At 70.1% G+C, this 26,926-nt stretch carries 25 protein-coding genes and 1 tRNA gene; 13 read left to right on the top strand and 13 right to left on the bottom strand.

The window, feature by feature from the left end:
• Nucleotides 1-33 precede the first annotated feature (33 nt).
• Genes IB242_RS11015 through zupT form a run of 3 tightly spaced genes read left to right on the top strand, consistent with a single transcriptional unit; the run spans nt 34 to nt 1,658 of the window.
• Nucleotides 34-378, top strand: a complete 345-nt coding sequence (locus IB242_RS11015) for a 4a-hydroxytetrahydrobiopterin dehydratase (protein WP_192279107.1) — start codon at nt 34-36, stop codon at nt 376-378.
• 2 nt (nt 379-380) lie between these two features.
• A complete protein-coding gene (locus IB242_RS11010) occupies nt 381-803 on the top strand; it encodes an energy transducer TonB (protein WP_192279105.1) in 423 nt (140 codons plus the stop codon).
• A 45-nt stretch (nt 804-848) separates the two neighbouring features.
• A complete protein-coding gene (gene zupT, locus IB242_RS11005) occupies nt 849-1,658 on the top strand; it encodes a zinc transporter ZupT (protein WP_192279103.1) in 810 nt (269 codons plus the stop codon).
• 265 nt (nt 1,659-1,923) lie between these two features.
• Here the strand turns inward: zupT and IB242_RS11000 are convergent, their stop codons facing one another.
• A complete protein-coding gene (locus tag IB242_RS11000; RefSeq protein WP_192279101.1) occupies nt 1,924-2,883 on the bottom strand; it encodes an RluA family pseudouridine synthase in 960 nt (319 codons plus the stop codon).
• Between the two features lie 403 nt (nt 2,884-3,286).
• Between IB242_RS11000 and IB242_RS10995 the strand changes: the two genes are divergently transcribed.
• Nucleotides 3,287-6,418, top strand: a complete 3,132-nt coding sequence (locus IB242_RS10995) for an Rne/Rng family ribonuclease (RefSeq protein ID WP_192279099.1) — start codon at nt 3,287-3,289, stop codon at nt 6,416-6,418.
• 297 nt (nt 6,419-6,715) lie between these two features.
• On the opposite strand, the gene IB242_RS10990 is transcribed toward IB242_RS10995, so the two are convergent.
• Complete coding sequence (locus tag IB242_RS10990; protein WP_192279097.1) at nt 6,716-7,363, bottom strand: response regulator; 648 nt, start codon at nt 7,361-7,363, stop codon at nt 6,716-6,718.
• A 116-nt stretch (nt 7,364-7,479) separates the two neighbouring features.
• On the opposite strand from IB242_RS10990, the gene IB242_RS10985 reads away from it, so the two are divergent.
• The gene (locus IB242_RS10985) at nt 7,480-8,385 is read left to right on the top strand and encodes a M28 family peptidase (protein ID WP_192279095.1); all 906 of its coding nucleotides are present in this window, start codon (nt 7,480-7,482) and stop codon (nt 8,383-8,385) included.
• Nucleotides 8,386-8,564: 179 nt separating this feature from the next.
• Entirely contained in the window at nt 8,565-9,644 is a 1,080-nt protein-coding gene (locus IB242_RS10980) for a serine hydrolase domain-containing protein (RefSeq protein WP_192279093.1), read from the top strand.
• A gap of 77 nt (nt 9,645-9,721) precedes the next feature.
• Here the strand turns inward: IB242_RS10980 and IB242_RS10975 are convergent.
• From IB242_RS10975 to serS, 3 genes are all read right to left on the bottom strand, one after another.
• Nucleotides 9,722-9,811: transfer RNA gene (locus IB242_RS10975), tRNA-Ser, on the bottom strand.
• 112 nt (nt 9,812-9,923) lie between these two features.
• The gene (locus IB242_RS10970; protein WP_192279091.1) at nt 9,924-10,898 is read right to left on the bottom strand and encodes a LysR family transcriptional regulator; all 975 of its coding nucleotides are present in this window, start codon (nt 10,896-10,898) and stop codon (nt 9,924-9,926) included.
• A gap of 232 nt (nt 10,899-11,130) precedes the next feature.
• Nucleotides 11,131-12,411, bottom strand: coding sequence for a serine--tRNA ligase (serS, locus tag IB242_RS10965; protein ID WP_192279089.1), 1,281 nt, complete (start codon nt 12,409-12,411; stop codon nt 11,131-11,133).
• 111 nt (nt 12,412-12,522) lie between these two features.
• Here serS and IB242_RS10960 point away from each other — a divergent pair, with 111 nt between their 5' ends.
• Together IB242_RS10960 and IB242_RS10955 are read left to right on the top strand one after the other, a co-directional pair.
• Nucleotides 12,523-13,164, top strand: a complete 642-nt coding sequence (locus IB242_RS10960) for an energy transducer TonB (RefSeq protein ID WP_192279087.1) — start codon at nt 12,523-12,525, stop codon at nt 13,162-13,164.
• 132 nt (nt 13,165-13,296) lie between these two features.
• Nucleotides 13,297-13,848 carry an energy transducer TonB gene (locus IB242_RS10955; RefSeq protein WP_192279085.1) on the top strand — a complete coding sequence of 184 codons (552 nt, stop codon included), beginning with the start codon at nt 13,297-13,299 and terminating at the stop codon, nt 13,846-13,848.
• Here the strand turns inward: IB242_RS10955 and aroA are convergent.
• Genes aroA through serC form a run of 4 tightly spaced genes read right to left on the bottom strand, consistent with a single transcriptional unit; the run spans nt 13,832 to nt 17,772 of the window.
• Nucleotides 13,832-15,142 carry a 3-phosphoshikimate 1-carboxyvinyltransferase gene (aroA, locus tag IB242_RS10950; RefSeq protein ID WP_192279083.1) on the bottom strand — a complete coding sequence of 437 codons (1,311 nt, stop codon included), beginning with the start codon at nt 15,140-15,142 and terminating at the stop codon, nt 13,832-13,834. The genes IB242_RS10955 and aroA overlap by 17 nt on opposite strands.
• A 51-nt stretch (nt 15,143-15,193) precedes the next feature.
• Nucleotides 15,194-15,475: a hypothetical protein gene (locus IB242_RS10945; protein WP_225540393.1), complete on the bottom strand. Its 282-nt coding sequence runs from the start codon at nt 15,473-15,475 to the stop codon at nt 15,194-15,196.
• Nucleotides 15,472-16,626: a prephenate dehydratase gene (pheA, locus tag IB242_RS10940; protein ID WP_192279081.1), complete on the bottom strand. Its 1,155-nt coding sequence runs from the start codon at nt 16,624-16,626 to the stop codon at nt 15,472-15,474. The genes IB242_RS10945 and pheA overlap by 4 nt, the downstream gene beginning before the upstream one ends.
• 60 nt (nt 16,627-16,686) lie before the next feature.
• The gene (gene serC, locus IB242_RS10935; protein ID WP_192279079.1) at nt 16,687-17,772 is read right to left on the bottom strand and encodes a phosphoserine transaminase; all 1,086 of its coding nucleotides are present in this window, start codon (nt 17,770-17,772) and stop codon (nt 16,687-16,689) included.
• Between the two features lie 174 nt (nt 17,773-17,946).
• Here serC and msrP point away from each other — a divergent pair, with 174 nt between their 5' ends.
• Together msrP and msrQ are read left to right on the top strand one after the other, a co-directional pair.
• Nucleotides 17,947-18,927 (top strand): protein-methionine-sulfoxide reductase catalytic subunit MsrP, encoded by a 981-nt coding sequence (gene msrP / locus IB242_RS10930; RefSeq protein WP_192279077.1) that lies wholly within the window; start codon nt 17,947-17,949, stop codon nt 18,925-18,927.
• 34 nt (nt 18,928-18,961) lie between these two features.
• Nucleotides 18,962-19,600 carry a protein-methionine-sulfoxide reductase heme-binding subunit MsrQ gene (msrQ, locus tag IB242_RS10925; RefSeq protein ID WP_192279075.1) on the top strand — a complete coding sequence of 213 codons (639 nt, stop codon included), beginning with the start codon at nt 18,962-18,964 and terminating at the stop codon, nt 19,598-19,600.
• 81 nt (nt 19,601-19,681) lie between these two features.
• Here the strand turns inward: msrQ and IB242_RS10920 are convergent, their stop codons facing one another.
• Nucleotides 19,682-20,482: an FHA domain-containing protein gene (locus IB242_RS10920; protein ID WP_192279073.1), complete on the bottom strand. Its 801-nt coding sequence runs from the start codon at nt 20,480-20,482 to the stop codon at nt 19,682-19,684.
• Between the two features lie 102 nt (nt 20,483-20,584).
• Between IB242_RS10920 and IB242_RS10915 the strand changes: the two genes are divergently transcribed.
• The 3 genes from IB242_RS10915 (at nt 20,585) to IB242_RS10905 (ending at nt 22,717) form a co-directional block, all read left to right on the top strand.
• A complete protein-coding gene (locus tag IB242_RS10915) occupies nt 20,585-20,860 on the top strand; it encodes a polyhydroxyalkanoic acid system family protein (RefSeq protein WP_192279071.1) in 276 nt (91 codons plus the stop codon).
• 77 nt (nt 20,861-20,937) lie between these two features.
• Nucleotides 20,938-21,486, top strand: coding sequence for a phasin family protein (locus IB242_RS10910; protein WP_192279069.1), 549 nt, complete (start codon nt 20,938-20,940; stop codon nt 21,484-21,486).
• A 199-nt stretch (nt 21,487-21,685) separates the two neighbouring features.
• On the top strand, nt 21,686-22,717 hold the full coding sequence (locus tag IB242_RS10905; protein WP_192279067.1) for a restriction endonuclease: 1,032 nt from the start codon (nt 21,686-21,688) through the stop codon (nt 22,715-22,717).
• Nucleotides 22,718-23,149: 432 nt separating this feature from the next.
• Here IB242_RS10905 and gyrA read toward each other — a convergent pair whose 3' ends face one another.
• The 3 genes from gyrA to IB242_RS10890 all read right to left on the bottom strand — a co-directional run bounded on the left by gyrA (nt 23,150) and on the right by IB242_RS10890 (nt 26,849).
• Entirely contained in the window at nt 23,150-25,858 is a 2,709-nt protein-coding gene (gyrA, locus tag IB242_RS10900) for a DNA gyrase subunit A (RefSeq protein WP_192279065.1), read from the bottom strand.
• 194 nt (nt 25,859-26,052) lie between these two features.
• A complete protein-coding gene (locus IB242_RS10895; protein ID WP_192279063.1) occupies nt 26,053-26,352 on the bottom strand; it encodes a hypothetical protein in 300 nt (99 codons plus the stop codon).
• A gap of 95 nt (nt 26,353-26,447) precedes the next feature.
• Nucleotides 26,448-26,849 (bottom strand): DUF4124 domain-containing protein, encoded by a 402-nt coding sequence (locus IB242_RS10890; RefSeq protein WP_192279061.1) that lies wholly within the window; start codon nt 26,847-26,849, stop codon nt 26,448-26,450.
• Nucleotides 26,850-26,926: the final 77 nt, after the last annotated feature.

Genomic DNA, 26,926 nt, shown 5'->3' with positions numbered 1-26,926 from the left:
ACGCACCATGTTCAGACTGCCGGAGGGACCACCATGTCCGACCTGATTCCGCTCGCCCAGGCCCACTGCACTCCGCGCCGCGGCCAGGACCATCGCCTGGGCGAAGCCCGCATCGCCGAGCTGCTGCCGCAGATTCCGGGCTGGGAGCTGGCCGAGGACGGGCGCGCCCTGATGCGGACCTTCCGCTTCGACGACTACCACCGCACGATGGCGTTCGTGAACGCGCTGGCCTGGGTCGCCCACCGCGAGGACCACCATCCCGACCTGGGCGTGCACTACGACCGCTGCGTGGTCCGCTTCTCGACCCACGACGTCGGCGGACTGAGCGAGAACGACTTCATCTGCGCGGCCCGCGCCGCCGCCCTGCTGGAGACCTGACCATGACGACCCACGCGTCCTTCCGCATCTTCGCGCTCCTGACCACGGCCGGCCTGCTCACGGCCTGCGGTGGCGGCAGCACCGAGCCTGCGGCCCCGGCCGTCCCGCCGACCGAGGTCGCCGCGATCGATACGCCACCGCCGGTCTATTCGATGGAACTGGCCTGCGCCGGCGCCGCCGGGCAGAGCGTGCTCAACGTGGAGATCGGCGTCGAGGGCAAGCCAACCCGGATCGACCTGGCCCGCAGCAGCGGCGTCGAGGCGCTGGACACGCTGGCCCTGGAGTCGGTGAAGGGCTGGACCTTCCGCCCGGCGACCCGCAACGGGCAGCCGGTGGCCAAGACCATCCAGGTGCCGATGAACTTCCGCGCCCCGGACATCCGTCCGGACGCCTGCTTCGCGCTCGACGCCCGTCGCGGCGGCTGACCGCCGCCGCGCCCTTCTCCATCGCCGCCCATCCCGCCCATACCGATGCAAGACCCCTCCCTGTCCGCCGTCCTGGTCGCCCTCGGCGTCACTCTCGCCGCGGGCCTGGCCACCGGCCTGGGCAGCCTGCTGGTCACCTTCGCGCGCGGCCCGAACCCGCGCCTGCTCGCGTTCGGGCTGGCCTTCGCCGGCGGCGCGATGGTCTACGTGTCGCTGTCGGAGATCCTCAACAAGTCGATCGCCTCGTTCACCGCGGCCTTCGACGATCGGCTGGGCTTCACCTACGCCACCTTCGCCTTCCTGGCCGGCATGGTGCTGATCATGCTGATCGACCGGCTGGTGCCCAATCCGCACGACAGCCTGACCAGCGACGACCCGGCGCTGCGCGAACAGAACCGCGACTACATCCGCCGGGTCGGCCTGATGACCGCGATCGCGATCACCGCGCACAACTTCCCGGAAGGCCTGGCGACGTTCTTCGCGACGCTGGAGAGCCCGGCCGTCGGCCTGCCGCTGGCGTTCGCCATCGCCATCCACAACATCCCCGAGGGCATCGCGATCGCGGTACCGGTCTATTACGCCACCGGCAACAAGACCTACGCCTTCGTCGCCAGCCTGCTGTCGGGCCTGGCCGAACCGGTCGGCGCGCTCATCGGCTACGCACTGCTGTCGAACTTCCTGTCCGAGGCGGTGTTCGGCGCGGTGTTCGGCGTGATCGCCGGCGTGATGGTGTTCCTGGCCATCGACGAACTGCTGCCGGCAGCCAAGCGCTACGCCAAGGGCCACGAGACGGTGTACGGCCTGGTCAGCGGCATGGGCGTGCTGGCGCTGAGCCTGGTGCTGTTCAAATGGTGACGGACGTATAGCCCAGGCGCATGACGGGAGCGGCAGTCCCGCCTTCACCCGTCGCCGATCGGGCGACCGACCACCGAAGGCGGAGGCAACCTCCCCCTCGCCCACGTTTCCCCTCGCCCACGGCGATCCGCCGATCGGAAGGGCCGGTGGTGGCGACCGAAGCCGAAGCGCCGGCCGCCAGCACTTCCCGCCGGTGGATCGGCAATCGATGGCGGAGAGAACGAGGGAAGCCCGGGACACTGATCCGCTGTCCCGCCCCCTCCGCTCACGACAACCGCTCGAGGACTTCGCGCAGTTCAGGCGCCAGCGGCGCCCTGATCGTGTAAGGGCTGCGTCCGTCGTCGAGCGCGAACTCCAGCGAAGCCGCGTGCAGGAACAGCCGGCGCAGGCCGGCCTTGTCACGCAGCCGCCGGTTCACTTCCGGATCGCCGTACTTGTCGTCGCCGGCCACCGGATGACCGATGTGCTGGGCGTGGGCGCGGATCTGGTGGGTGCGGCCGGTCTCGATGCGGACCTCGCAGTACGACTGCCCGCCGTGTCGCTCCAGCACCCGGAAATGGCTGATCGATTCCTTGCCGATGGGATTGACCTGGACATGGCGCTCGCCGCCCTGGCGCAGGCCCACGTGCAGGGGCGCGTCCACGGTCATCGTCCCGTCCGGCATCCGGCCGGTCAGCAGGGTCAGGTAGCGCTTGCGGATGCCGGCGCCATGATCCTCGCGCAGCAGCGCCTGCAGCTCGCTCAGCGCCGAGCGCTTCTTCGCCACGATCAGCACCCCGGAGGTGTCGCGGTCCAGCCGGTGGACCAGTTCCAGGGTCTGGCCGGGACGCAGGGCACGCAGGGTCTCGATCGCGCCGAAGCTGATCCCGCTGCCCCCGTGGCTGGCCACGCCGGTCGGCTTGTCCAGCGCCAGCAGGCGTGCGTCCTCGAACACGATCGCCGATTCGATCCGCTGCAGCAGGCCGGGCGCGGGCGTGCCACGCTCGCCTTCCTCGGCCACCCGCACCGGCGGGATCCGGACCTCGTCACCGCCCTCGAGCTTGCGCTCGGCCTTGGCCCGACCACCGTTCACACGCACCTGCCCGCTGCGGACCAGTTTGTAGACCAGGCTGCGCGGCGCGCCCTTGAGCTGGCCGAGCAGAAAGTTGTCGAGGCGCTGTCCGGCGCGGTCGTCCGGCACCTTCACGGTGCGGGCGCCGGCACGGGCGCTGGCTGGGTCGGTCATGGACACGATTATTCTGTTAGACTCGGGGGGCTATGTAAGGGTTTGATTCCGCTGGAAGAAGTTGCAGGGCCAGAAGCCCGGGCTTCCCGCGATCCCGGCACAGTGCGCGACCACCGCCCCCGGGGCGGCCATGTTAGCGGCTTGCAGGCAGACCCGGCCATGGCCCGGTGGGTCAGAGCATCGGTAGCTGAACATGTCCCGTGCGGCGCCCAGCGCCGCCGGCCCGCAACAACAGGTAACAGAGCGCTCCCGTGGTCCGCCGCGGTGTTGCAGCGCTGGAAGCGAGATTCCGTCCAAACCCGCGCCTGCGCGGTATGGACGGCGGACCCCACCTCCCGGGGTGGGATTCCAGAGCCAATACCCCGGCGTTCCGCGCGGTAGAGCGCATTCAAGGAACGCAACAATGAAGCGAATGCTGATCAATGCCACGCAGGCCGAAGAGCTGCGCGTGGCCATTGTCGATGGCCAGACGCTGTACGACATCGACATCGAGCAACCCTCGAAGGAACAGCGCAAGTCCAACATCTACAAGGGCCGCATCACCCGCCTCGAGCCCTCGCTCGAAGCCGCCTTCGTCGATTACGGCGCCGACCGCCACGGCTTCCTGCCGCTGAAGGAAATCTCCCGCGACTACTTCCAGGCCGGTGTCGACCACAACAAGGCCGGCATCCGCGAGCTGCTGCGCGAAGGCCAGGAAGTGGTGGTCCAGGTCGACAAGGACGAGCGCGGCAACAAGGGCGCCGCCCTGACCACGTTCATCTCGCTGGCCGGCCGCTACATGGTGCTGATGCCGAACTCGCCGTCGGCCGGCGGCGTCTCGCGCCGGATCGAGGGTGAGGACCGCGCCGAGCTCAAGCGCGCGATGGACGCGCTGAACATCCCCGACGACATGGGCGTGATCATCCGCACCGCCGGCGTCGGCCGCGATGCCGAAGAGCTGCAGTGGGACCTGGACTACCTGCTGGCCGCCTGGCGCGCGATCGCCGAGGCCGCGCTGGCCAAGCCGGCCCCGTTCCTGATCTACCAGGAATCGCGCCTGATCATCCGCGCCCTGCGCGACTACCTGCGCGCCGACATCGGCGAGATCCTGGTCGACACCGACGAGATGTACCAGGACGCGCAGCAGTTCATGCAGCAGGTGATGCCGCAGAGCCTGCGCAAGCTCAAGCACTACACCGACGACATCCCGCTGTTCAACCGCTTCCAGATCGAGTCGCAGATCGAGAACGCGTACGAGCGCACCATCCGCCTGCCCTCCGGCGGCGCGCTGGTGATCGACCAGACCGAGGCGCTGACCGCGGTCGACGTGAACTCGGCCCGCGCCACCAAGGGCGGCGACATCGAGGAAACCGCGTTCCACACCAATCTGGAAGCGGCCGAGGAAGTGGCCCGCCAGCTGCGCCTGCGCGACCTGGGCGGCCTGGTGGTGATCGACTTCATCGACATGTCCTCGTCCAAGCACCAGCGTGCGGTCGAAGACCGCCTGCAGGGATCGCTGAAGTACGACCGCGCCCGCGTCCAGCTGGGCCGCATCAGCCGCTTCGGCCTGATGGAGATGTCGCGCCAGCGCCTGCGCGCCAGCCTGGGCGAGTCCAGCCAGATCGTCTGCCCGCGCTGCGAAGGCCACGGCCGCATGCGCAGCGTCGAGTCGCTGTCGCTGTCGATCATCCGCGTCGCCGAAGAGCACGCGATGAAGGAGAACACCGGACAGGTGCTGGTCCAGGCCCCGGTCGAGATCGCCAACTTCCTGCTCAACGAGAAGCGCAACGCGCTGCGCGAGATCGAGAAGCGCCACGACGCGCCGATCATCATCGTCGCCGACGAACAGCTGCACACTCCGCACTACGAAGTCACGCGCCTGCGCGAGAACGAACTCGGCGAGGAAAGCGGCAAGCCCAGCTACCAGCGCGGCACCCCGCGCAAGCTGCCGGTGCATGCGCTGACCAAGGCCCAGCTCAACATCCCGCCGCCGCCGGCCGTGACCCGCGTGGCGCCGCCGCGCCCGGCCCCGGTACGCGAGGAGCGCGAGGAAGCGCCGGCACCCGCGCCGGTGGCCGTGCCCGTGCAGACGCCGGTGCAGACCGGTGGCGGCGTGGTCGGCTTCTTCAAGCGCCTGTTCGGCGCGGCCGATTCCGCTCCGGCACCGGAACGGACCAGGGAGCAGTCGACCCGCCAGGGCGAGCAGCGTGGCAACCGCGGCGAGCGCGGTGATCGCCAGCGCCGCGATGGTCGCAACGGCGATGCCGGCGGCCAGGGCCAGAACGGCCGTGGCCAGCAGCAGAAGCAGCGCGGCCAGGGCAAGGGCGGCAATCCGCAGCAGCCGCGCCAGGAAAAGGCGCAGGACAAGCAGCAGGATCGGCAGCAGGACAAGGTCAGGCAGCAGCCGTCCGCCGCGACCACCGGTGATGCCCAGGCCGCCAAGCCGCAGAAGCAGAAGCAGCCCCGGCAGGCCCAGGCGCCGCGCCAGGAGCAGAAGCAGCAGGTGCCGGCAGCCAACGGTGAGAACGCACCGGCCAAGGCCCCGCGCGAGAATCCGGCGGTGGCCGCCGAGGACGTGGCCACAACTGCCGTGGTCGCCGCATCGACCGCCGCGCTCGTGACTGCGCCGACGTCGGCGCCCGAGACCGATGGCGCCGACATCGCTGCTGTCGAGACGGTGGCAGGCGAGCAGCCGGCTGCCGGCGAGGACGGTAATGGTGAAGGTGGAAGCCGGCGCCGGCGTGGTCGGCGTGGCGGTCGTCGCCGTCGGCGTGGTGCCGAAGGCGCCGGTGCAGCGACCGAAGCCAGTGCCGATGGCGTCGATGATGGCCTGGACGACGGCAGCGACGAAGGCGACGGCGAAAGCGCCGCGCCTGCAGCCAGCACCGCCGGTCAGCCGGAGTTCGACTTCGACGACATCGTCGCACCGAAGCCCGTTGCGCCCGCGACCACTCCCGTGCCGCAGCCCCGCTCCGTGTCGCCCGCCGCTGCGGTCGATGCGGGCGGTGCCGAGCCGGTGGTGGAGCCCGTCGCACGGCCGACCGCGCCGGTGAGTGCCGAGGCCGAAGCAGCACCGGTCGCCCCGGCCGAGGTCGAGACCAGGGTCGCTGCAGCAGAGGCAATCGAGGTCGCCCCGGTCGTCGCCGAGGTGGCAGCCAGCACGGACAGCGTCGAAGCCGCGGCCACCGTGGCAGCGCAGCAGCCGGTGGAGACGGCAGCGGTCGTGCCGACGCCGGTCGATGCCGCCGCCGAGGTCGCCGCTGCACCCGTCGCCGAGGCGCGGACCGCACCTGTGGTCGAGGCCGATCCGGCTGCCGTCAGCGAAGCCGAGGCGAGCGTGGTCGACACCACCCCGCCGCAGGAGCCGGCCGCGGAAGCCGCCGTCTCCAGGCCTGCGGCGCCGGCTCCGGCCATGCCGGGCCTGTTCGATGCCGCACCGCTGCCGACCGACGCCGACACGGTGCCGGCCGGCACGGAGCCGGATACGCAGCCTGAGGCCTCCGCCACGACTGGCGAGGACGACGCAGCGACGCCTGGCGACGCCAAGCCGAACTGAAGGCGGTCACTCGCCTGATCGCGCAACGGGCCGGCACATGCCGGCCCGTTGCGTTTGGGCGTTCATCGGGGCCAGGCGGCCGATCAGGTCGGGATCAGGCGCGCGCCCCTGGTCGCATCGCGGGACAAGGCCTGCGCGACGTGCTGCCGGGCCAGGGGTGTCAGGCAGCCAGCTGCACGTCGCCAGCGCGAGGCGGCGCCGCGGCGTCGAGCCTGCGCGCAGTCCGCACTTCCCGGATCGCCCGCCTGGCATCGACGCCATCGGCCAAGCGAGGAAACCGCCGAAGCAGCGGCCGTCCTACAGCCCCTGGGTAGGCTCCATCAGGCCGTAGCGGGCGGCCAGCCGTGCAAGCGCGATGTTGTCGCCCACGTCCAGCTTCTCGAACAGGCGCGACTTGTGGGTGTTGACGGTCTTGGCGCTCAGGCTGAGGCGCTTGGCGATCGCATCCTGCCGCAGCCCCTGCACCAGCAGCATCGCCACCTCCAGTTCGCGCGGCGACAGCTGGTCGAACGGCGAGCCGCCGCCATCGACGCTGGCCAGTGCGATGTTCTGGGCGATGCTGGTGCCCAGGTAGCGCTTGCCGCGCGAGACCTCGCGCACCGCACGCAGCAGTTCGCGCGCGTCGCCGGCCTTGCCGATGTAACCCGACGCGCCCGCGTCGAGCAGACGTTTCGGCAACGGCCCGTCCTCGAGCACCGATACGATCACGACCCGGCTTTCGTGGCCGGCACGGACGATGCGCTCGGTGACCTCGAGGCCGCTGACGCCCGGCAGATGCAGGTCGCACAGCACCACGTCCGGTTTGAGACGGCGGATCTGCGGCAACGCTTCCTCGCCGCTCTCGGCCTCGCCGACGATCTCGATATCGTCCTCGGCCGACAGGATCATGCGCAGGCCGGTCCTGACCAGAGCATGGTCGTCCACCAGAAATACACGGATGGTCATTGCCTCTTCCTTGGGAATGGCCGTTGTGAAGGAGCCTAGCCGCGCAACTCCTTCACGGCAAGCGCCGGCCCCGTCGCACAGTGCATACTGCCGCCCTGAAGCCAGGGGACATCGCCATGGAATTCCGTTCTTTCCGCACCACCTTCCTTCATGTCGCACTGGCCGGACTTCTGTTCGCGCCGCTGTCGGCCAGCGCCGACGCAGGCACGGTAGCCGCCTCCTGGGAAGCCCAGGTCGCGCGGATCAGCGCCGGCGACGACACGGCCGCGCGCGCCGACGCGATCGGCGAACGTCTGGACGCGATGGGCCTGGCATGGCGTGCGGAACCGTTCGAGCAGGACGACCGCAAGGGCCAGAACATCGTCGCGGATCTGGGCGGAAGCGCCGATGCGCCGCTGCTGCTGATCGGCGCGCACTACGACCGCGTCGAAGTCGGACACGGCGCCACCGACAACGCGTCGGGCGTGGCGGCGGTACTGGAACTGGCCGAGCGGCTGAAGGCCACGCCGCTGCCGCATCACCGGGTCCAGCTCGTGTTCTGGGACCTCGAGGAACTCGGCCTGCTCGGTTCGCGCGCGTGGGTCGCCACGCCTGGCCGCGAGCAGCCGGCGCTGTACGTGAACTTCGACGTGTTCGGCTGGGGCGACACGCTGTGGATGATGACGCCGCAGGACGACACCGCGCTGGTCACCGCGCTGCGCGCCTCGACCAGTGCCAACAAGCTGGGGTTCTCTCCCGGCCAGACCTACCCGCCCACCGACCACCTGCCCTTCCAGCGCTCAGGCTGGCCGGCCGTGTCGTTCTCGCTGGTCGGCGGCGACGAGATCCCCGGCATCCTGCAGGTCTTCTCGCGCCAGAAGCCGGAGCGGATGCCCAAGGTGATGGAAGTGATCCACAGCGACAAGGACACCGTGGGACAGCTCGATGCCACCGGCATTCCTGCTGCCGTCGCCGCGCTCGACGCGGCGCTGCGCAGCTGGGATGCCGACGCTGCGGCCGCTGCTGCCCCGCACGCCCACTGATCGAACGCCATGCGCGGCGTCCCGCCCAGCCGGGACGCCGCGCACCGGCCGCACCTGCGGCCGCAAGGAAGAGGGCCGGGCCCGGCTGACGCCACCGCAGAGCGAGGCCAGCTCCAAACCTTCCGCCCGCTGCGCGCATCCATGACTGCAACCCGGTGGACGTGGAGCAGTCGACGATGATGAGGCGCATCGCATACGCGGGGCTCGCCGCCCTGTGCTTCTCCGGCAATCCGGCGGCCGCCGCAGGCCCGCAAACACTGCAGGCGGTGCTGGCCGATCTCGACCACGATCCGCATCGCGACCTGCATGCGGTGATCGTGCGCCAGGACGGCAAGACGCTGGCCGAGCGCTACTTCAACGGCGGCGACGCGCACACGCGCGTCGACGTGCGGTCCGCCGGCAAGAGCGTGACCTCGCTGCTGATGGGCATCGCGCTGGACCAGGGCGCGATCGCCACGCTCGACGACCCCGTGCAGGCCTACTGGCCCGAGGCCGCGGGCAGCCCGGTCGGCCACCTGCCGCTCCGCGACCTGTTGACCATGCGTACGGGCCTGGCAGCCGACGACGATATCGACGGCCTGCCCGGCAACGAGGATGCGATGGACGCGGCGGACGATCCGCACGCGTTCGTCCTGGCGGTACCCCGGCTGGAACCGCCGGGAACACGCTACCGCTACAACTCGCTGGCGACGTACGTGGCCGGCATCGTGATCGCCCGTGCGACCGGCCAGAGCCTGGCGTCGTTCGCGCGCGTGTCGCTGTTCGCGCCGCTCGGCATCCAGGCGTGGGACTGGCAGCAGGACCGTGCCGGCGAGACCAAGGGCCAGGGCAACCTGTTCCTGACCGCGCGCGACTTCGCCCGCCTCGGCGACCTGGTGCTTCATGGCGGCGTCCACGATGGCCGGCAGATCGTCAGCCGCCGCTGGATCGAGGACAGCCTGCATCCACGCGTGGACATCGCGGCGAGCGACCCGTTCGCCGACGGATACGGCTACTTCTGGTATCGGCAGCGCCATCCGGTCAATGGTCGCCAGGTCGAGGTGTTCTTCGCCTCGGGCAACGGCGGCAACAAGCTTTACGTGATTCCGGAACTGGCGATGGTGGTGACCATCGTCTCGCGCGCCTACAACACCCGGCATGGCCAGCGGCGTTCCGAAGCGATCCTGAGATCGGTGCTGGCGGTGGTAGCGGATGCCGTCGACCGGGATGGAGGCGACCGCACCGGCGATCCGGCGGCTCGCACTGGCGCCGCGCCGTAACGCGGGTAGCTGCCGTCCGGCAGTCGCGTCGCCGCCTCGTGCTTTCCGCGGTGCGCCATCGCCGTGTCCGGTGGGAATGGCGGAAGCGGTGGGATTCGAACCCACGGTAGTGTCGCCACTACGCCGGTTTTCAAGACCGGTGCCTTAAACCGCTCGGCCACGCTTCCTGTGTGCTGTCGCGTCGATCCGCTGCCGCCAACGGCACGCTCGCGCATCTGCCGCCGGCGCGTCCCGCGCGGCGCGCATTGTGGCACGCCGCGCCGGTCGATTTCGCCCCGCTCAGCCGGCGGCGGCCTCCAGCTCGACCATCGCACTCTTCTTCTGCGGGCAGTTGCCGCAGTCCAGGCGCGAGGCTTCGATCTGCTGCGGCAGGTGCTCGGCCAGGAAATCGATGAACACCCGCACCGCCGGCAGCAGGCCACGACGGGAGGCGAACACCGCATGGCAGATGCCCTGCGGCAACGACCATTCCGGCAGCACCACTTCCAGCTCGCCGCGACGCACCGCCTCGGCGCAGACCGTCTCCGGCAGCATGGTGATGCCGAAGCCGTCGCGGACCATCGCCTGCAGCAGCGGAAAATCGAAGCCGGCCAGGCGCGGCTGCAGGTCGACGCGACGCACCTCGCCCTGCGGGCCGTGCAGCTCCCAGCGCTGGTGCGCTTCGTCCTCGCTGATGCTCAACGTCACGTGCGAGGCCAGGTCGGACGGATCCTTCGGGCGGCCGGCGCGGTCCAGGTACTTCGGACTGGCGACCAGCAGTTCCTGGATCTGGCCGAAGCTGCGCATCACCAGGCTGCCGTCATCGTCCAGCCGCGCACGCACGCGCAGGGCGACATCGAAGCCTTCGTTGATCAGGTCGACCCGGCGATTGCCGATGTGCAGCTGCAGCCGCACCTTCGGGTACTGGTCCAGGAACTTCGGCAGCAGCTTGGGCAGCTGCTGCTGGGCCAGCGCCACCGGCACGCTGACCCTGACCACACCGCGCGGCTCGGCGCTGAGCCGGTCCACGACCTCGCGCGCGGCCTGCGCCTCGGTGAGCATGGTCTGCGCATGCCGATACACGCTCATGCCCACATCGGTGACCGCGAAGCGACGGGTGGAGCGCTGCAGCAGGCGCACGCCGAGATCGGTTTCGAGCTGGCTGATGCGCCGGCTCAGTCGCGATTTGGGGATGCCGAGGGCACGTTCGGCAGCGGCGAAGCCACCGTGCTCGACCACCATCGCGAAGTAGTACAGGTCGTTGAGATCCTGCATAGAGGTAATTCCATGAATGGAACGAACCGCGATATCAAAGCACCTTTCATTCCACGAGGGCAACACCCATTCGTCATGCCATGACGTGCGGATGCGCTCTGGTCGTCCAACCCCGGCGATCGCCCCGGCGCCCGTCACACCGCGCCGCGAGCCACCCGTGCCGCGGTGTCGGTGCCCTGCACGATGGCCCCGCGCGCGCGGCGTGGAAGTCCCGAACGGGACGTCGCTGCGGTCAGCCGATGCGTTCGATCCCGCCCATGTACGGGCGCAGCGCCTCGGGCACATCGATCGAGCCATCGGCGTTCTGGTAGTTCTCCATCACCGCGATCATCGCCCGGCCGACGGCCACGCCCGAGCCGTTGAGCGTGTGCACCAGCTCCGGCTTGCCGGTGGCCGGATTGCGCCAGCGGGCCTGCATGCGCCGCGCCTGGAAATCGCCGCAGTTCGAACACGAGGAAATCTCGCGGTAGGTGTCCTGCGACGGCAGCCAGACCTCCAGGTCGTAGGTGCGCGTCGCCGAGAACCCCATGTCGCCGGTGCACAGCAGCACCTTGCGGTACGGCAGCCCCAGCTTCTGCAGCACGGCCTCGGCGGCGGTGGTCATGCGCTCGTGCTCGGACGCGCTCTCCTCCGGGCGGCAGACGCTGACCAGCTCGACCTTCTCGAACTGGTGCTGGCGGATCATGCCGCGGGTGTCGCGGCCGCCGCTGCCGGCCTCGGAACGGAAGCACAGCGAATGGGCGGTCATGCGCAGCGGCAGGCGCTCGTCCTCGACGATCTCGTCGCGTACCACGTTGGTCAGCGAGATCTCCGAGGTCGAGATCAGGTAGCGCTTCTGTTCGCCCAGCGAGGTGGCGAACATGTCCTCCTCGAACTTCGGCAGCTGGCCGGTGCCGAACAGGCTGTCGGCATTGACGATGACCGGGACGTTGGTCTCCTGGTAGCCATGCTCGCCGGTGTGCAGGTCGAGCATGAACTGGGCCAGGGCGCGGTGCAGGCGCGCGATCGGGCCGCGCAGCACGGTGAAACGTGCGCCCGACAGCTTGGCGGCGGTTTCCGCATCCAGCCAGCCGTTGGCCGCGCCGAGTTCGACATGGTCCTTGACCGGGAAATCGAAGCCGCGTGGCGTGCCCCAGCGCGCGATTTCCTGGTTCTCGGTCTCGTCCTTGCCCAGCGGCACGTCCTCGGCCGGCAGGTTCGGGATGCCCAGCGACAGCTCTTCCAGCTGCGCGCGCACCTGCGCCAGACGGACTTCGGATGCGGCCAGTTCCTCGGCGAAGCCGGCGACCTCGGCCATCAGCGCCGACACGTCCTCGCCCTTCGCCTTGGCCTGGCCGATGGCCTTGGAACGCGTGTTGCGCAGGTTCTGCAGTTCCTGGGTACGGATCTGGATCTGCTTGCGCTCGCTCTCGGCGGACTCCAGCACGGCCAGATCCAGCGCGTAGCCACGGGTGGCCAGCAGGCGTTCGGCCAGGGCGGCGGTCTGGTTGCGGAGCAGTGCGGGATCGAGCATGGCAGCGGCGTTTCGGAAGGACGTGGCCGGGCATTATCGCCAATCGGGAGCACGCCCGCTGCGTTCATCGCCGCTGTGACAGAATCGGCCGGTCCTTCCGCATCCCTTGCCATGGCCAGCACCGCCCGTCTCCGCATGCCCGACCTGCTCCTGCGTCTGCCCGAGCGTCCCTGGCTGCTCGCCGCCGTCGCTTTCGCGCTGGGCCTGCTGTTGTTCGTGGTGGTGTGGCTCGCGGTCCGCGACGACGGTCCCGCCCCCGACGCACCGGTCCGTCCGACGGCGGCCGCGCCGGGGTTCGAGCCACTGCCGGTACCGATGTCGCCGGGCGATGCGGCCACCTCGATGCCCGAGCCCAGCGATGAGCCTGCGCAGCTTGTGGAAACCGCTCCTCCGCCCGAGCCGGCCGCGCCGACCGAACCCAGCCCGGTGTCGGAGCTGCCCGCGCCTGTCGCCGACTCGCCTGCAGCCGCGACGGCAGTCCAGGCGCCGGCCCTCCTGCCCGACCAGCCGCAGCCGCGCTACCCGGCGTCCGCACTGCGTGCCGGCGAAACCGGCACGGTGGTGCTGAAGGTGGATGTCGACGCGCTTGGCCATCCGGTGGGCGTCGAGGTGGTCGGCCGCAGCGGTTCGCGCGCACTCGACCGGGCCGCGGTCGATGCGGTGTCGCGCTGGCAGTTCCAAGCGGCGCGCGATGCGGGCGGCCAATCGGTCCCCGGCACACTCACGATTCCGATCAACTTCGCAACCCGCTGACGACCTGCACGCTCCACTCACCACGATGAACGCAGGTCCGCGTTTCGCGCGGGATTAACCGCGAAAAGACCGGTTCACCACACACACAGCGGAACACTCGACCCCGGTTGATGGACAACCGAGGAGCGAGTCATGACCACCTACACGCAGCACACCCCGCATGTCTCCGGGACCGAGCCGACCCCGCCCCCGGCGCAGCGCACGTCGCCCGTCCTGTGGGCCGCACTGGCCGTCGCGTTGATCGCCGCACTGGTCTGGTGGACCCGGCAGGACCGGGTCGCGACCGCGCCGATCGACACCAATGCACCGGTCGCCACCATGCCGGCCGACACCACGCCGCCACCGGCGACGCGCGCACCGGCCACCGGGCAGAACCGTGAGCGTGCTCGCCCGGTCGTGGCCGATCGCGCGCCGCGTCCGTTGGCCGGCAATCCCATGCCGACCTACCCGCGCGAGGCGCTGCGTGCCGGCAACGAGGGCAGCGTGGTGGTCGCCATCGCCGTGGACAGCACCGGCGTGCCGACCGATGTCCGTGTCGTCGAACGCAGCGGCACCCGCGACCGCAGCCTGGACCGTGCCGCGGTCAACGCCGCCCGCCAGTGGCGTTTCGAGCCGGCGATCCGTGGCGGCAAGCCCGCCGCCGCGACGGTGCAGCTGCCGGTGGACTTCAGGCAGCAGGGCTGACCAGGCCGAAGCCGCAACCACGCGCCAGCGTGTCGAAGCCGGGGAAGGACGTCGCCACATTGGCGACGTCCTCGATCCGGACTTCGCCGACGGCGCGCTGCGCGGCCACTGCGAAGGCCATGGCGATCCGATGGTCGCCATGGCTTTCGATCGTCCCCGAGCCGAGTTCGCCCGGATGGATCGTGGCGCCATCCGGCGTTTCGTCGATGCGCAGGCCCAGCGTGCGCAGGCCGGTGGCCATCGCCGCCAGCCGGTCGGATTCCTTGACCCGCAGTTCGGCGGCCCCGCGCACCACGGTCTGCCCCGCCGCGCAGGCGGCCGCGATGAACAGCGCGGGGAACTCGTCGATCATGTCCGGCACCAGCGCCTCGGGCACCTCGATGCCGTGCAGCGGCGCGTGACGCACCACCAGATCGGCGACCGGCTCGCCGCCGTGGGTGCCGGCGTTTTCCTCGCGGATGTCGGCACCCATCAGCCGCAGCGCCTGCAGCAGGCCGGTGCGACGCGGGTTGAGGCCGACCGAACGCAGGCGCAGTTCCGAGCCCGGGACGATGCTGGCCGCAACCAGATAGAACGCGGCAGAGGAGAAATCGGCCGGCACCGCGATGTCGGTCGCGCGCAGGCGCTGGCCGCCGCGCAGCTTCGCATGGCCCGGCGAAAACTCGATCTCCACGCCGAACGCCGACAGCATGCGCTCGCTGTAATCGCGGGTCGGATGCGGCTCGGTCACCGAGGTCTCGCCTTGGGCGTACAGGCCGGCCAGCAGCACCGCCGATTTCACCTGCGCACTGGCGACCGGGCTGGCGTAATCGATGCCGGACAGCGTCTGGCCGCCATGGATGTGCAGTGGCGGCGTGCCGTCGTCGCGGGTCTCGATCCGCGCGCCCATCTGCGCCAGCGGGCCGGTCACGCGCCGCATCGGCCGCCTGGACAGCGATTCGTCGCCGACCAGCACGCTGTCGAACGGCTGCGCGGCCAACAGGCCGGCGAGCAGGCGCATGCCGGTGCCGGCGTTGCCGCAGTCCAGCGCGCCTGCCGGTGCACGCAGGCCGTCGACGCCGACGCCATGCACGACCCGGCGCGAGGGCGACGGCGTGTCGATGCGCACGCCGAGCTGCGAGAAGATCGCGGCGGTGGCACGCGTGTCCTCGCCCTCGAGGAACCCGTCGATGGTGGACACGCCGTCGGCCAGCGCGGCGAACATCACCGAGCGGTGCGATACCGACTTGTCGCCGGGGATCTCCAGCGTGCCCTGCAACGGTTGTCCGGCGGTTGCGACCCAGTGCTGCGACATCTCGACTCCAACGCTTGATTCAGGGGAACGCCGCCTCGCGCAGGAGGCGGATCAGGTGCGGCGACGGCTGCCGGCGAGGATCGGCTCGCCTTTCCAGCAGCACACCGCGATCAACAGGACGCTCAGCAGGGCGATGCAGCCGGCGAACGGCAACGTCGCCTGCCCCGGCGGGAAACGCATGGCCGCCAGCACGGTCCCGGCCACATAGGCCAGCAGCACGGCCCAGCCCTGCCAGACGTCGGGCACGCCCCAGCCGATGCCATGGGTCTTGGCGGGGAACCAGTACGGCGCGCGTTGCCGGATGCCGCCGCCTGCGTGATGTCGCGTGCTCAAGGCACCGCCACCGGGTAGGACCCCAGCACCTTGATCTGCGCCGAATGCGCCTTCAGCTCGGCCAGCGCGCGCTGCATCGCCTCGTCCTCGATATGGCCGGCCAGATCGATGAAGAAGCCGTATTCCCACTTGGCCTGGTGCGACGGACGCGATTCGATCCGGTTCATGCTGATGCCGTGCCGCGCGAACGGGCTGAGCACGTCGAACAGCGCACCGGGCTTGTCGTGGATGAACACCAGCACCGAGGTGCGGTCGTGGCCGGAAGTCGGGAAGATCCTGCGGCCGATCACCAGGAAGCGCGTGGTGTTGTCGCGGTCGTCCTGGATCGGCTGCATGATGACCTTCTTCAGGCCATACACGTGCGCGGCGCTCTCGCCGGCGATGGCGGCCGCATCGTCCGCGCCGCGCGCGCGACGCGCGCCCTCGGCGTTGCTGGAGACCGGCACCTTCTCGACGTTCGGCAGGTTGGCGCGCAGCCAGCCGCTGGTCTGGGCGAAGGCCTGCGGATGCGCGCAGATGCGCTCGATGTCCTCGATCCGGCCGCTGCGCGACAGCAGGTACTGGTGCACCTTCAGCTCGACCTCGCCGCAGATCTTCAGCGGCGAGGTCAGGAACATGTCGAGCGTGACCTGGATCGTGCCCTGCCCCGAGTTCTCGACCGGCACCACGCCGAAATCGGCGTTGCCGGCCTCGACCTCCTGGAACACCTCCTCGATGCTGCCCATCGGCAGGCCATGCGCGGAACGTCCGAAATGCTTGAGCACCGCCTGCTGGCTGAAGGTGCCCTCCGGGCCGAGGTAGCCGATCTTCAGCGGTTCCTGCTGGGCGAGACAGGCCGACATGATCTCGCGGAACACATGGACCAGCAGCTCGTCCGACAGCGGCCCCTCGTTGCGGTCCACCACCATGCGCAGCACCTGCGCCTCACGCTCCGGCCGGTAGTAGTCGACCGCGGCGGCCAGCTTGCCCTTGGCCTTGCCGACCTGCAGCGCGAAGCGCGCGCGGTCGGCGATCAGCGCCTGGATCTGGCGGTCGATGCCGTCGATGTGCGCGCGGACGTCGGCCAGGGCCGGGGCGGTGGAAGTGGCGTCGGCAGACTTCTTCTGCCTGGACTTCGCCGGCGTCGCGGCGGGTTTCTTCGGTGCTGCCATGGGAGTGTTCCGTCGTGCGTGACCGGCGCCCGCGGGCGCCCTTGGAGATCCTGCTGCCGCTCAGCCGTTGCGCTGCTGGAAGTCGCGCATGAAGCCCACCAGGGCCTGCGCCGCGTCCAGCGGCACCGCGTTGTACAGCGAGGCGCGGATGCCGCCGACCGCCTTGTGGCCCTTCAGCGCCAGCAGACCGGCCGCCTTGGACTCGCTGACGAAACGCGCGGTCAGCGTGTCGTCCGGCAGGAAGAAGGGGATGTTCATGCGCGAGCGCGCCGCCGGCGCGACGTCGTTGCGGTAGAACCCACCCGAGCCGTCGATGGCGCCATAGACCAGCGCGGACTTGGCCGCGTTGCGCCGCGCGAATTCGGCCACGCCGCCCTCCTCCAGCATCCACCTGACGGTCAGGCCGAGCAGGTACCAGTTCCAGGTCGGCGGCGTGTTGAGCATCGAATCGCGCGCGGCATGCGAGGCGTAATTGAAGATGTCCGCCCGCGGCTGCCCGGCGCGTTCGAGCAGGTCGCGACGCACGATGACCACCGAGATGCCGACCGGCCCCAGGTTCTTCTGCGCGCCCGCGTAGATCAGGCCGTACTTCGACACGTCCACCGGCTCGGAGGCGATCGAGGAGCTGAAGTCGGCGAACAGCGGCACCTCGCCGACGTCGGGCGTGCCGCGGAATTCGACGCCGTGGATCGTCTCGTTGGCGGTGATGTGGACATAGGCCGCGTCGTCGCGCAGCGCCCAGGTCGCGCGCGCCGGGATGTCGCGGAAGCCACCGGCCTCGGCGTCGGCCGCGACGTTCACCGCCACATACGGCCGCACCTGCCTGACCGCGGTCTTGCCCCAGTGGCCGGTGACCACGTAGTCGACGGCCTGCCCGGGGGCGGCGAAGTTCAGCGCCAGCAGCGCCTGCTGGGTGGTCGCGCCGCCGGCCAGGAACAGGACGGCATGGTCGTCCGGCACGGACAGCAGGGTGCGAAGATCGGCCTCGATGCGTTCGGCCAGGGCCACGAACTCGGCACTGCGATGGCTGATTTCCACCACCGAGGCGCCCACGCCGTTCCACTCCAGCATCTCCGCCTGCGCCTGGCGCAGGACCTGTTCGGGCAGGGCCGCCGGACCGGCACTGAAGTTGTACGCGCGCGTCATGAACCACCCGTCACGAAAGGTCTCGTAGTATGCCGCAGCGCAGCGGTTGCCGGGGCAACCATCCGGGCCGCCCGGTGCCGCTGCACCGCTGCCGGTCAGCGCCACGCGCGGCGCGGGAACCGGCATCCTGCCGGTGGGGTCCAACGCCCCGTCCGCCACCTCCGGAGAACGTCGATGACGCAGCGAACCCGTGGGACTTCCGGCGCGATCCCGGCCAGCCAGATCACCGACGAAACCGTCTATCGCGACCGTCGCCGCCTGCTGGCCGCGCTGGCTGCCAGCCCATCGCTGGGCCTGCTGTCCGGCTGCGCCGATGCCGAGCCGCCACCCGAGCCGCGTGCGGTGGTCAGTGTGGCCGACGCGCGCAGCGGATTCCGGACCGACGAGGTCCAGACCCGCTACGAGGACGTGACCACCTACAACAACTTCTACGAGTTCGGCACCGACAAGGGCGATCCGTCGCGCGCGGCCAAGACCCTGCGTGTCTCGCCCTGGTCGGTCAGCGCGCTGGGCGAGTGCGCCAAGCCGGGCACGCTGGGCCTGGAGGACCTGGTCAGGGGCCTGACGCCGCAGGAACGGATCTACCGGCTGCGCTGCGTGGAAGGCTGGTCGATGGTGATCCCGTGGCAGGGCGTGCCGCTGGCCGACGTGCTCAAACGCTTCGAGCCGACCTCGAAGGCGAAGTACGTCGCCTTCACCACCTTCTCCGATCCGCAGCAGATGCCCGGCATGCGCTACCGCTCGATCGACTGGCCCTACCGCGAGGGCCTGCGCATCGACGAGGCGATGCACCCGCTGACCCTGCTCGCGACCGGCCTGTACGGCAAGCCGCTGCCGCAGCAGAACGGCGCGCCATTGCGGCTGGTCGTGCCGTGGAAGTACGGCTTCAAGAGCATCAAGTCGATTGTGGCGATCCGCTTCGTGGAGAAGATGCCGCAGACCGCCTGGAACATGCTGCAGCCCTCCGAGTACGGCTTCTATTCGAACGTCAATCCGGCGGTCGACCATCCGCGCTGGAGCCAGAAGACCGAGCGCCGCATCGCCGGCAGCAAGAGCAAGCTGTTCGCCGAGCGCATCCCGACGCTGCCGTTCAACGGCTACGCCGAGCAGGTCGCATCGCTGTATGCAGGCATGGACCTGCGCCGGTGGTATTGATTCCCGCTCCATCACCTCCAGCACAGGCGCAGCGATGCCTTCCCGACGTGCATTGATCGCCACCAAGGCGCTGCTGCACGCCGCGGCGCTGTCGCCCGCGGCCTGGCTGGGCTGGCAGATCGCCGAGGTCTGGCGCACCGGCAGCGATGCGCTCGGCGCCGATCCGGTGGCGGAGATCGAGCACCGCACCGGCCTGTGGGCGCTGCGCCTGCTGCTGGTCACCCTGGCGATCACCCCGCTGCGGCAGCTCACCGGCCAGACCGTGCTGCTGCAGTTCCGGCGCATGGCCGGCCTGTACGCGTTCTTCTATGCCTCGCTGCACCTGGCGGCCTATCTGGTCCTGGACCTGGGCGGCTACTGGTCGATGATCTTCGAGGAGATCGTCAAGCGTCCCTTCATCACGGTGGGGTTCGCCGCCTGGCTGCTGCTGGTACCGCTGGCGATCACCTCGACCCGCGGCTGGATGCGGCGCATGGGCCGGCGCTGGGGCCTGCTGCACCGGCTGATCTATCCGATCGGCATCCTTGCGGTGCTGCACTTCTGGTGGCTGGTCAAATCCGACCTGCGCGAGCCCGCGCTCTATGCCGGGCTGCTCGCGGTTCTGCTGGGGTGGCGCGTGGCCCATGCGCTGCGGCGACGGCAGCGGTCGCGCGTGCCGCGCCCTGCGCCATGAAGCCGCGGCGACGACCCGTCACCTGGAACCGGGTGGCGGCAGCTGCCGAAGCGAAGGCGAAAACAACCGGCCGCGCCGCGCTCAGCGGGCACCGAACCAGAGCAGCGCGCTGAGCGCCGCGCCCAGCAGCAGGGCCGCCACCAGCAGCCACGGCAGGCGGACGCCGCCCGCGCGTCGCGGCGATGCGGCCAGGTCGGCCTGCGGCTTCGCCTGGGGCGCCGGCTCCATCACCGGCAATGCCGTTCCCGGCCCGGCGGCGGGGAACTCGACCACGAAGCGGTGCTGGCCTTCGAACACGACCTGGTCCCCGGCGCGCAGGACCGCATCGCGGACCTTCACGCCGTTGACCTGGCTGCCGTCGCCCTGCCCCAGATCGCGTAGCAGCACGCGGTCGCCACGTCGTTCCAGCGTGGCGTGGCGGTCGGCGAACGCGGGCTCGTCGATGCGGATGTCGGCGTCGCGCGCGGCCCCGACCACGCGCACCGGACCCAAGGTGAAGCTGCGGCCGTGGTGCCGCCCACCGATCCCGCGCAGCACCACCCGCGGATCGGTCGCATGCCCGTCCTCCGCCTCGGGTGCGCGATCCTGGCGAGACGGCGCCTGGACCAGCAGCTCCGCGCCGTCGGCATACACCGCGTCGCCAGGCCGCAGCAGCGCCATCCTCCGCACCGGGCGGCCGTTGACGTGGATGCCGCGCATGCCCGTGGCCACCTGCAGCCACAGGCCACGCCGGTCCAGGCAGAACTGGGCCAGCAGCACACCCTGCACCAGATCGCCGAGACCGACCACGCCATTGGCCTGCCGCATCAGCCGGTGCACGCCCGGCGCGAGCGCGAAATCGGGTTGCTGTCGATTGCTGAAATGGAGGCGCAGGTCGGGCATGCGCGGCAGCCTAGCAAATCGCCCACCTGCTGCGCTGCATTGGTCCCGGCGCGCGTGCCGCGTACGATGGCGCACCCAGTGCAGCCAGCCGACGGAGCCCGCTTGTCCAGCATCGATATCCGACATCCGCATACCCGCACGCCGGACCAGGTCCGCGTGGTGCTCCAGACCGTGGCCGACAAGCTGCGCGAACGGCACGGCCTGACCAGCCAGTGGGAGGGCGACGCACTGACGCTGTCCGGTCCGGGCATCGATGGCCGCATCTCGCTCGAACCCGAGCAGGTCCGGGTCACCGCCGAGCTCGGCTTCCTGATGTCGGCGATGAAGGGAATGATCGAATCCGAGATCCGGCGGGTCCTGCAGGAGCAACTCGGCTGACGCGGGCGGCCGCGGCTCACGCGCTCTTGCCGGCGCCGGGGCGATACTCGGGCGGGACCCTCGCCAAAGGACCGCTCATGAGCCGCACACGTCATTCCGCATCCGACGACGCAACGCCGGAAAGCACGGGTTTCCAGGCGCAGACCGAACGCATCGCCAGAGAGTTCGGCGAATCCGCCCAGCAGGTCTGGCTGGCCGGGATCGGCGCCCTGTCTCGGGCACAGGCCGAAGGCAGCCGTCTGTTCGAGCAGCTCGCCGAAGAAGGGCGCGCGGTGGACAGCACGCGCTCCGGTGCCGTGCACGGCGCCACTGCCCGCCTGGACAGCCTGCGCAGGTCGCTGGATTCGGCCATCGGCAGCGCGCAGACCCGCGCCGGCGATGCATGGGAGAGCGTCGGTCGCGCGTTCGAGCAGCGCGTCCAGCAGACGCTGCGCTCGCTCGACGTGCCCAGCCGAGAGGACATCGATGCGCTCGGTGCGCGGATCGACGCGCTGACCGTGGAGCTGCGCCGCCGGTCTTCCGCGCGGCCCAGCGCGGCGCCGGCCGAAGCCCCCACACCGCGGCCGCGGGCACGTCCCGCCCGGCCGCGCGGCTCGGCCTCGGACCCGGCCGGCGGCGTGGACTAATACGAAAGTACTATGTTGCAGGGCAGCATGCGCTCCGGCAAAATCGGACGCGGCCCGCCAGTCCCGTACCTAGCCGTTTGCTCCCCTCCCCTCTCGGCTATGGACTGGCGGGCCGCTTTGTCTGCATGACCGGAGTGTTGCCTGTCGCGGTGTACCATCGCGCCTGAACTCGGGGCATCACTTTTCCGCAGGAATCCACATGCCGTCGTGGGTGCTCGGCGCCGGTCTCGCAGGGCTGCTGTCCCTGCTCTCCATCGCCTATTTCTGGTTCGTACGCCGTCCCCGCAGCGAGACCGCTGCCGGGCTGCAGGCGCTCGCTGCGCTGCGCTGGCGCGAGGTCTCCTCGCTGATCCGCCAGGCCATGCGGCAGCGTGGCCTGCAGGATGCCGAGCGCAACACGGACGCACCGGGTGAGGACGGCAGCCGCCTGCTGATGAGCGATGGACAGAACCGCTGGCTGCTGGTCTGCAAGCATGGCATGGCCTACCGGATCGGCCTGCCTGCGATCGAGGAACTGGTCGCGGCGATGGACCTGTCCGGCGCGCGGCGCGGGATGCTGCTGACCCAGGGCAGCGCCGCGCGCGACGCGCACGGCATGGCCGAACGCAACGGCATCGAACTGGTCGACGGCCGCCGGCTGTGGCCACTGCTCAAGCCCTTCGTCGCATCCGACACCCGGCAGACGATCATCGCCGCCAGTCGCCGCCAGGCGGTACGGCACATCCTGATCGGCATGCTGGGCGCGATTGCGATCGGTCTGGTGGCCGCGGTGTTTCCGGCACGCCTGCTGCAGGACGACATCGCTCCGACCACCGGAACGCACATCGGCCTCCCGGCCGCGGCACCTGCCGCCCCCGCCTCCACGGCGGCGGTGGTCGCCCCGTCGCGCCCGGACGCCCCCGACCTTGCGCCGGCAGAGACGCCCGCCACCGAAACCGGGACGCCCGATGCGGGCGCCAGCACGATCCAGGCCGACCCGGATGAGGAAACGCAGGCGCGCTACCAGGCCGAGGTCGCCCGCAGCATCGGCCTGCAGCCGGGAATCGGACGTGCGTACTGGCTGACCCGCGCCACGCTGGTGATCGACCGCAGTGGCGACGACGCCATGATCTGGCCGCTGATCTGCAGCCAGATCGAGCGCTACCCGTCGCTGCGCACGGTCCGCATCCAGCTCAATCCGCGCCCAGGGCACGACGAGCCGGTGCGCTGGCGCCAGTGCCGGACCATCTGAGACCCGACCTGCACGCAGGCGGGCGGGCGGGCGGGGATCGTTGAGGTACCGGCGCCCTGGGTAACGGGTCCATCCGACCTCGCGGGTAGCGGATCGTGCTGCCTCAGCAGCAGCAGCGGACACCTGGCGCCCCTGTGAGCCCTCGTGCGATACGCATGACGCGCACGCCGACTCGTGCTCTGAACGCATCAGCGAACCTGGCGGGAGTCGCAGGATCCGCCGCGCGTCCAGGCATTCAAGGTAGGGCTGCCACCGGCAGCGGGCGCGATGTCCGAGCGCGACGGCATCGCCCTCATGTGGCGAGAGACGGCGAGATCATGACGAGACGGGGGGTGACCGCCACCACACCCGCGGTTTTCCAGCGTCACAACGCGAAACGCCGGCATGCGCCGGCGTTTCGCTGTACAGCATCAGGACATGCGCCGCTGCCGATCAGGCCTGCGGCGACGCCTCGCCGTCGACCGCGGATGCCGGCACGGACGCGTCGTCGCCCGCCTCGTCGCCTTCGTCGATCGAACCATCCAGGCGTTCGACCGCCTGCAGCTTCTCGCCCTTGGACAGACGGATCAGGGTCACGCCCTGGGTGTTGCGGCTCACCCGCGAGATCTCCGAGCCGCGGGTGCGGACCAGGGTGCCGCCGTCGGAGATCAGCAGGACCTCGTCGGTGCCGCCCAGCAGTACCGCGGCGACCAGCTTGCCGTTGCGCTCGGTGGTCTGGATGCCGATCACGCCCTGGGTGCCGCGGCCCTTGCGCGGATACTCGCTCAGCGGGGTGCGCTTGCCGTAGCCGTTCTCGGTGGCGGTCAGGATGTAGGCCACGCCCACATCGGCGCCGGCATCGACCAGTTCGCCTTCGATCGCGGCCGTCTCGACCACCTCCTCGGCCGCCTCGTCCTCGGCGCCCTCGAGTTCGACGCCCGCGGCACGCTCGGCCACGATCAGGCTGACCACTTCCTCGCCGGCCGCCATGCGGATGCCGCGCACGCCGGTCGAGGTCCGCCCTGTCGAGCGCACGTTCTCCTCGCCGAAGCGCACGGTCTTGCCGTTGGACGCGAACAGCAGCACGTCGCGCTGGCCGTCGGTCAGGGCGACGCCGACCAGGGCATCGCCCTCGTCCAGGTTGATCGCCTTCTTGCCGCGGGCCAGACGGAACGCGAACTCGCCCAGCGGGGTCTTCTTGACCGTGCCGTTGCGGGTGGCGAAGAACACGAACTGGCCCTCGGCGTACTCGCGCACCGGCAGCACGGCCTGGACCTTCTCACCGGCTTCCAGCGGAATCCAGTTGATGATCGGGCGGCCACGCGCGTTCGAGCCGGCTTCCGGCAGCTGGTACACCGGCAGCCAGAACACCTTGCCGCTGCTGGTGAAGGTCAGCAGCGTGTCGTGCGTGTTGACCAGCCACAGCTGGTCGATGAAATCCTCTTCCTTGGTCGCCGCCGCGCTGCGGCCGCGCCCACCGCGCTTCTGCGCGCGGTAGGCCGACACCGGCTGGCGCTTGGCATAGCCGGCATGCGACAGGGTCACCACCACGTCTTCCGGGGTGATCAGGTCGAGGATGTCGAGGTCTTCCTCGCTGGCGCGGATCTCGCTGCGGCGATCGTCGCCGTACTCGGCCTTCAGGGCCTGCAGTTCGGTGCGGATCACTTCGCGCAGCACGTCCGGATTCTCGAGGATCTCGATCAGGCCGCGGATGGTCTCCAGCAGCAGGCGGTACTCCTCGGTCAGACGCTCCTGCTCCAGACCGGTCAGGCGGTGCAGGCGCATTTCCAGGATCTGCTGGGCCTGTACGTCGGTCAGGCGATACAGACCCTCGACCAGACCGACGCCGGTCGGCAGGTCGTCCGGGCGCGAGGCCTCGGAACCGGCCGCCTCGAGCAACGTACCGACCAGGCCCGGCGTCCAGCTGCGCTCCAGCATCCGCTCCTTCGCGACCTGCGGGCTCTCCGAGGTCTTGATCAGCTCGATCATCTCGTCGATGTTGGCCAACGCGACGGTCAGGCCTTCCAGCACGTGCGCACGGGCGCGCGCCTTGCGCAGTTCGAAGATCGTCCTGCGGGTCACCACCTCGCGGCGGTGGCGCAGGAACGCGTCCAGGATCTGCTTGAGGTTGACCAGCTGCGGGCGGCCGTCGACCAGGGCCACCATGTTGATGCCGAACACCGATTCCAGCTGGGTCTGCTGGTACAGGTTGTTCAGCACCACGTCGGCCGAGTCGCCGCGCTTGACCTCGATGTAGATGCGCATGCCGTCCTTGTCGGACTCGTCGCGCAGCTCGCTGATGCCTTCGATCTTCTTTTCTTTGACCAGCTCGGCGATCTTCTCGATCAGCCGCGCCTTGTTGACCTGGTACGGGATCTCGGTGACGACGATCGCCTCGCGGCCGTTGTCGGCCACTTCGATGTCGGCCTTGGCGCGCATGCGCACCCGGCCACGGCCGGTGCGGTAGGCCAGCTGGATGCCGGCGACGCCATTGATGATGCCCGCGGTGGGGAAGTCCGGGCCGGGGATGTACTGCATCAACGCTTCGACATCGAGATCGGCGTCGTCGATCAGCGCCAGCAGGCCGTCGACGACCTCGGTCAGGTTGTGCGGCGGGATGTTGGTCGCCATGCCGACCGCGATGCCGGCCGAGCCGTTGACCAGCAGGTTCGGGAACCGGGTCGGCATGACCGTCGGTTCCAGTTCCTTCTCGTCGTAGTTGGGCTGGAAATCGACGGTTTCCTTGTCGATGTCGGCCATCAGCTCGTGGCTGAGGCGGGACATGCGCGACTCGGTGTAACGCATCGCCGCCGCGGAGTCGCCGTCGACCGAACCGAAGTTGCCCTGGCCGTCGACCAGCATGTAGCGCAGCGAGAACGGCTGGGCCATGCGCACCAGCGTGTCGTAGACCGACTGGTCGCCGTGCGGGTGGTACTTACCGATCACGTCACCGACGATACGGGCGGACTTGTAATGCTGCTTGTTGCTGTGCGCGCCAAGCTCGTTCATCGCGAACAGCACGCGACGATGGACCGGCTTGAGGCCATCGCGGACATCCGGGAGCGCGCGGCCGACGATCACGCTCATCGCGTAATCGAGGTAGCTGCGCCGCATCTCGTCTTCGAGGTTGACCGGGATGATTTCTTTCGCGAGATCGGTCATCAGGACTCTTCGTCAGGATTCGGTCTGGGGCCGTGCCATCGGGCGAACGGCCGATGCGGGGAAAACCCCACGCAAGCAGCCGATTCTAGCACAAACCGCCTCCGTTCAGGCCCGGCATTTCCACGGGAAAACAGGGACTTGCGCCTGCACGTGGCACTGTACGGCACCCTCACCACCCCGCATCACGCCCTGGCTCAGCCTTCCCGCTCCAGCCCCGCCCGCGCCGCGCGTCCTGCACGCTTGCCCTCATGCGGCGGATAGCGCCGAACCAGCTCCGCGGCCAGCGTCGCCACCAGCGCGCGATCGCCAGCGGTGACGGCCGCGCGGATCTTGTCCAGCAGGATGGTGTCGGTCTGCACCTGCAGCACCTGGCTGCCGGACGCCGCACGCTGGCGGCGGCGCAGGCGGTACTCGCGCGCCCGCTCGGCGTCGCTCATCGCGCGGCCGTACTTGGGCGGGCGGCCGCGGCGGGTGCCCGGATCCGGTGGGTGCATCGTGCGTGGGTCGTGCCGTGCCAGCAGGGGCCGGCACCTTAGCGGGGATGCATCCGGCTCGACAAGCACCGCGACCGGCGCGCCGCGACGGCAGCCTAGCGACAGGCCTGGAACACTTCCGCGTCCAGGGCACGCAGTGCGGCGATGGTGCGCCGCGGCCCCAGCCGGTAGACCGCGTCGTCGCGGCGCTTCTTCGCCGCTTCGCAACGGCCGATGCTGCTGTCCACGGCGGTGCGCACCCGCTCGGGCCGTAGCGCGCCGACCTGGCGCACGGAGGAACGTCGCTGCGCCTCCCGCTCCAGTGCGCGCAGGCGGGCCGCATCGGCCGCCGATGGGGGCGCGAACCGGCCATGCTCCCAGGTCTTGTCGGGAAGCCCGACCGGGCAGGCGCCCGACTGATAGCTCACCTGCCCCTGGGCGTCGACGCACCGGGATACCTGCTGGGCCCGGACTCCGCCGGCCACCATCCAGGCCAGCACCACCCACAGCAGGCACATGCCCCGCTTCGTTTCCATGGCACTCCTCCAGCGCATCCGTGCGCCGCTCCGACGCTAGCACGCCCGGGCGACCGGTG

This window comes from Xanthomonas sp. XNM01 (assembly GCF_014851915.1).
Lineage (GTDB): Bacteria > Pseudomonadota > Gammaproteobacteria > Xanthomonadales > Xanthomonadaceae > Pseudoxanthomonas.
Note: the sequence above shows the minus strand (reverse complement) of the source record. Positions and strands in the feature narration are given on the sequence as shown.

Excerpts from the sequence above, each read along its gene's own strand:
- IB242_RS11015 (WP_192279107.1), top strand. The coding sequence starts at position 34 with ATGTCCGACCTGATTCCGCTCGCCCAGGCCCACTGCACTCCGCGCCGC.
- IB242_RS11010 (WP_192279105.1), top strand. The coding sequence starts at position 381 with ATGACGACCCACGCGTCCTTCCGCATCTTCGCGCTCCTGACCACGGCC.
- zupT (WP_192279103.1), top strand. The coding sequence starts at position 849 with ATGCAAGACCCCTCCCTGTCCGCCGTCCTGGTCGCCCTCGGCGTCACT.
- IB242_RS11000 (WP_192279101.1), bottom strand. The coding sequence starts at position 2,883 with ATGACCGACCCAGCCAGCGCCCGTGCCGGCGCCCGCACCGTGAAGGTG.
- IB242_RS10995 (WP_192279099.1), top strand. The coding sequence starts at position 3,287 with ATGAAGCGAATGCTGATCAATGCCACGCAGGCCGAAGAGCTGCGCGTG.
- IB242_RS10990 (WP_192279097.1), bottom strand. The coding sequence starts at position 7,363 with ATGACCATCCGTGTATTTCTGGTGGACGACCATGCTCTGGTCAGGACC.
- IB242_RS10985 (WP_192279095.1), top strand. The coding sequence starts at position 7,480 with ATGGAATTCCGTTCTTTCCGCACCACCTTCCTTCATGTCGCACTGGCC.
- IB242_RS10980 (WP_192279093.1), top strand. The coding sequence starts at position 8,565 with ATGAGGCGCATCGCATACGCGGGGCTCGCCGCCCTGTGCTTCTCCGGC.
- IB242_RS10970 (WP_192279091.1), bottom strand. The coding sequence starts at position 10,898 with ATGCAGGATCTCAACGACCTGTACTACTTCGCGATGGTGGTCGAGCAC.
- serS (WP_192279089.1), bottom strand. The coding sequence starts at position 12,411 with ATGCTCGATCCCGCACTGCTCCGCAACCAGACCGCCGCCCTGGCCGAA.
- IB242_RS10960 (WP_192279087.1), top strand. The coding sequence starts at position 12,523 with ATGGCCAGCACCGCCCGTCTCCGCATGCCCGACCTGCTCCTGCGTCTG.
- IB242_RS10955 (WP_192279085.1), top strand. The coding sequence starts at position 13,297 with ATGACCACCTACACGCAGCACACCCCGCATGTCTCCGGGACCGAGCCG.
- aroA (WP_192279083.1), bottom strand. The coding sequence starts at position 15,142 with ATGTCGCAGCACTGGGTCGCAACCGCCGGACAACCGTTGCAGGGCACG.
- pheA (WP_192279081.1), bottom strand. The coding sequence starts at position 16,626 with ATGGCAGCACCGAAGAAACCCGCCGCGACGCCGGCGAAGTCCAGGCAG.
- serC (WP_192279079.1), bottom strand. The coding sequence starts at position 17,772 with ATGACGCGCGCGTACAACTTCAGTGCCGGTCCGGCGGCCCTGCCCGAA.
- msrP (WP_192279077.1), top strand. The coding sequence starts at position 17,947 with ATGACGCAGCGAACCCGTGGGACTTCCGGCGCGATCCCGGCCAGCCAG.
- msrQ (WP_192279075.1), top strand. The coding sequence starts at position 18,962 with ATGCCTTCCCGACGTGCATTGATCGCCACCAAGGCGCTGCTGCACGCC.
- IB242_RS10920 (WP_192279073.1), bottom strand. The coding sequence starts at position 20,482 with ATGCCCGACCTGCGCCTCCATTTCAGCAATCGACAGCAACCCGATTTC.
- IB242_RS10910 (WP_192279069.1), top strand. The coding sequence starts at position 20,938 with ATGAGCCGCACACGTCATTCCGCATCCGACGACGCAACGCCGGAAAGC.
- IB242_RS10905 (WP_192279067.1), top strand. The coding sequence starts at position 21,686 with ATGCCGTCGTGGGTGCTCGGCGCCGGTCTCGCAGGGCTGCTGTCCCTG.
- gyrA (WP_192279065.1), bottom strand. The coding sequence starts at position 25,858 with ATGACCGATCTCGCGAAAGAAATCATCCCGGTCAACCTCGAAGACGAG.
- IB242_RS10895 (WP_192279063.1), bottom strand. The coding sequence starts at position 26,352 with ATGCACCCACCGGATCCGGGCACCCGCCGCGGCCGCCCGCCCAAGTAC.
- IB242_RS10890 (WP_192279061.1), bottom strand. The coding sequence starts at position 26,849 with ATGTGCCTGCTGTGGGTGGTGCTGGCCTGGATGGTGGCCGGCGGAGTC.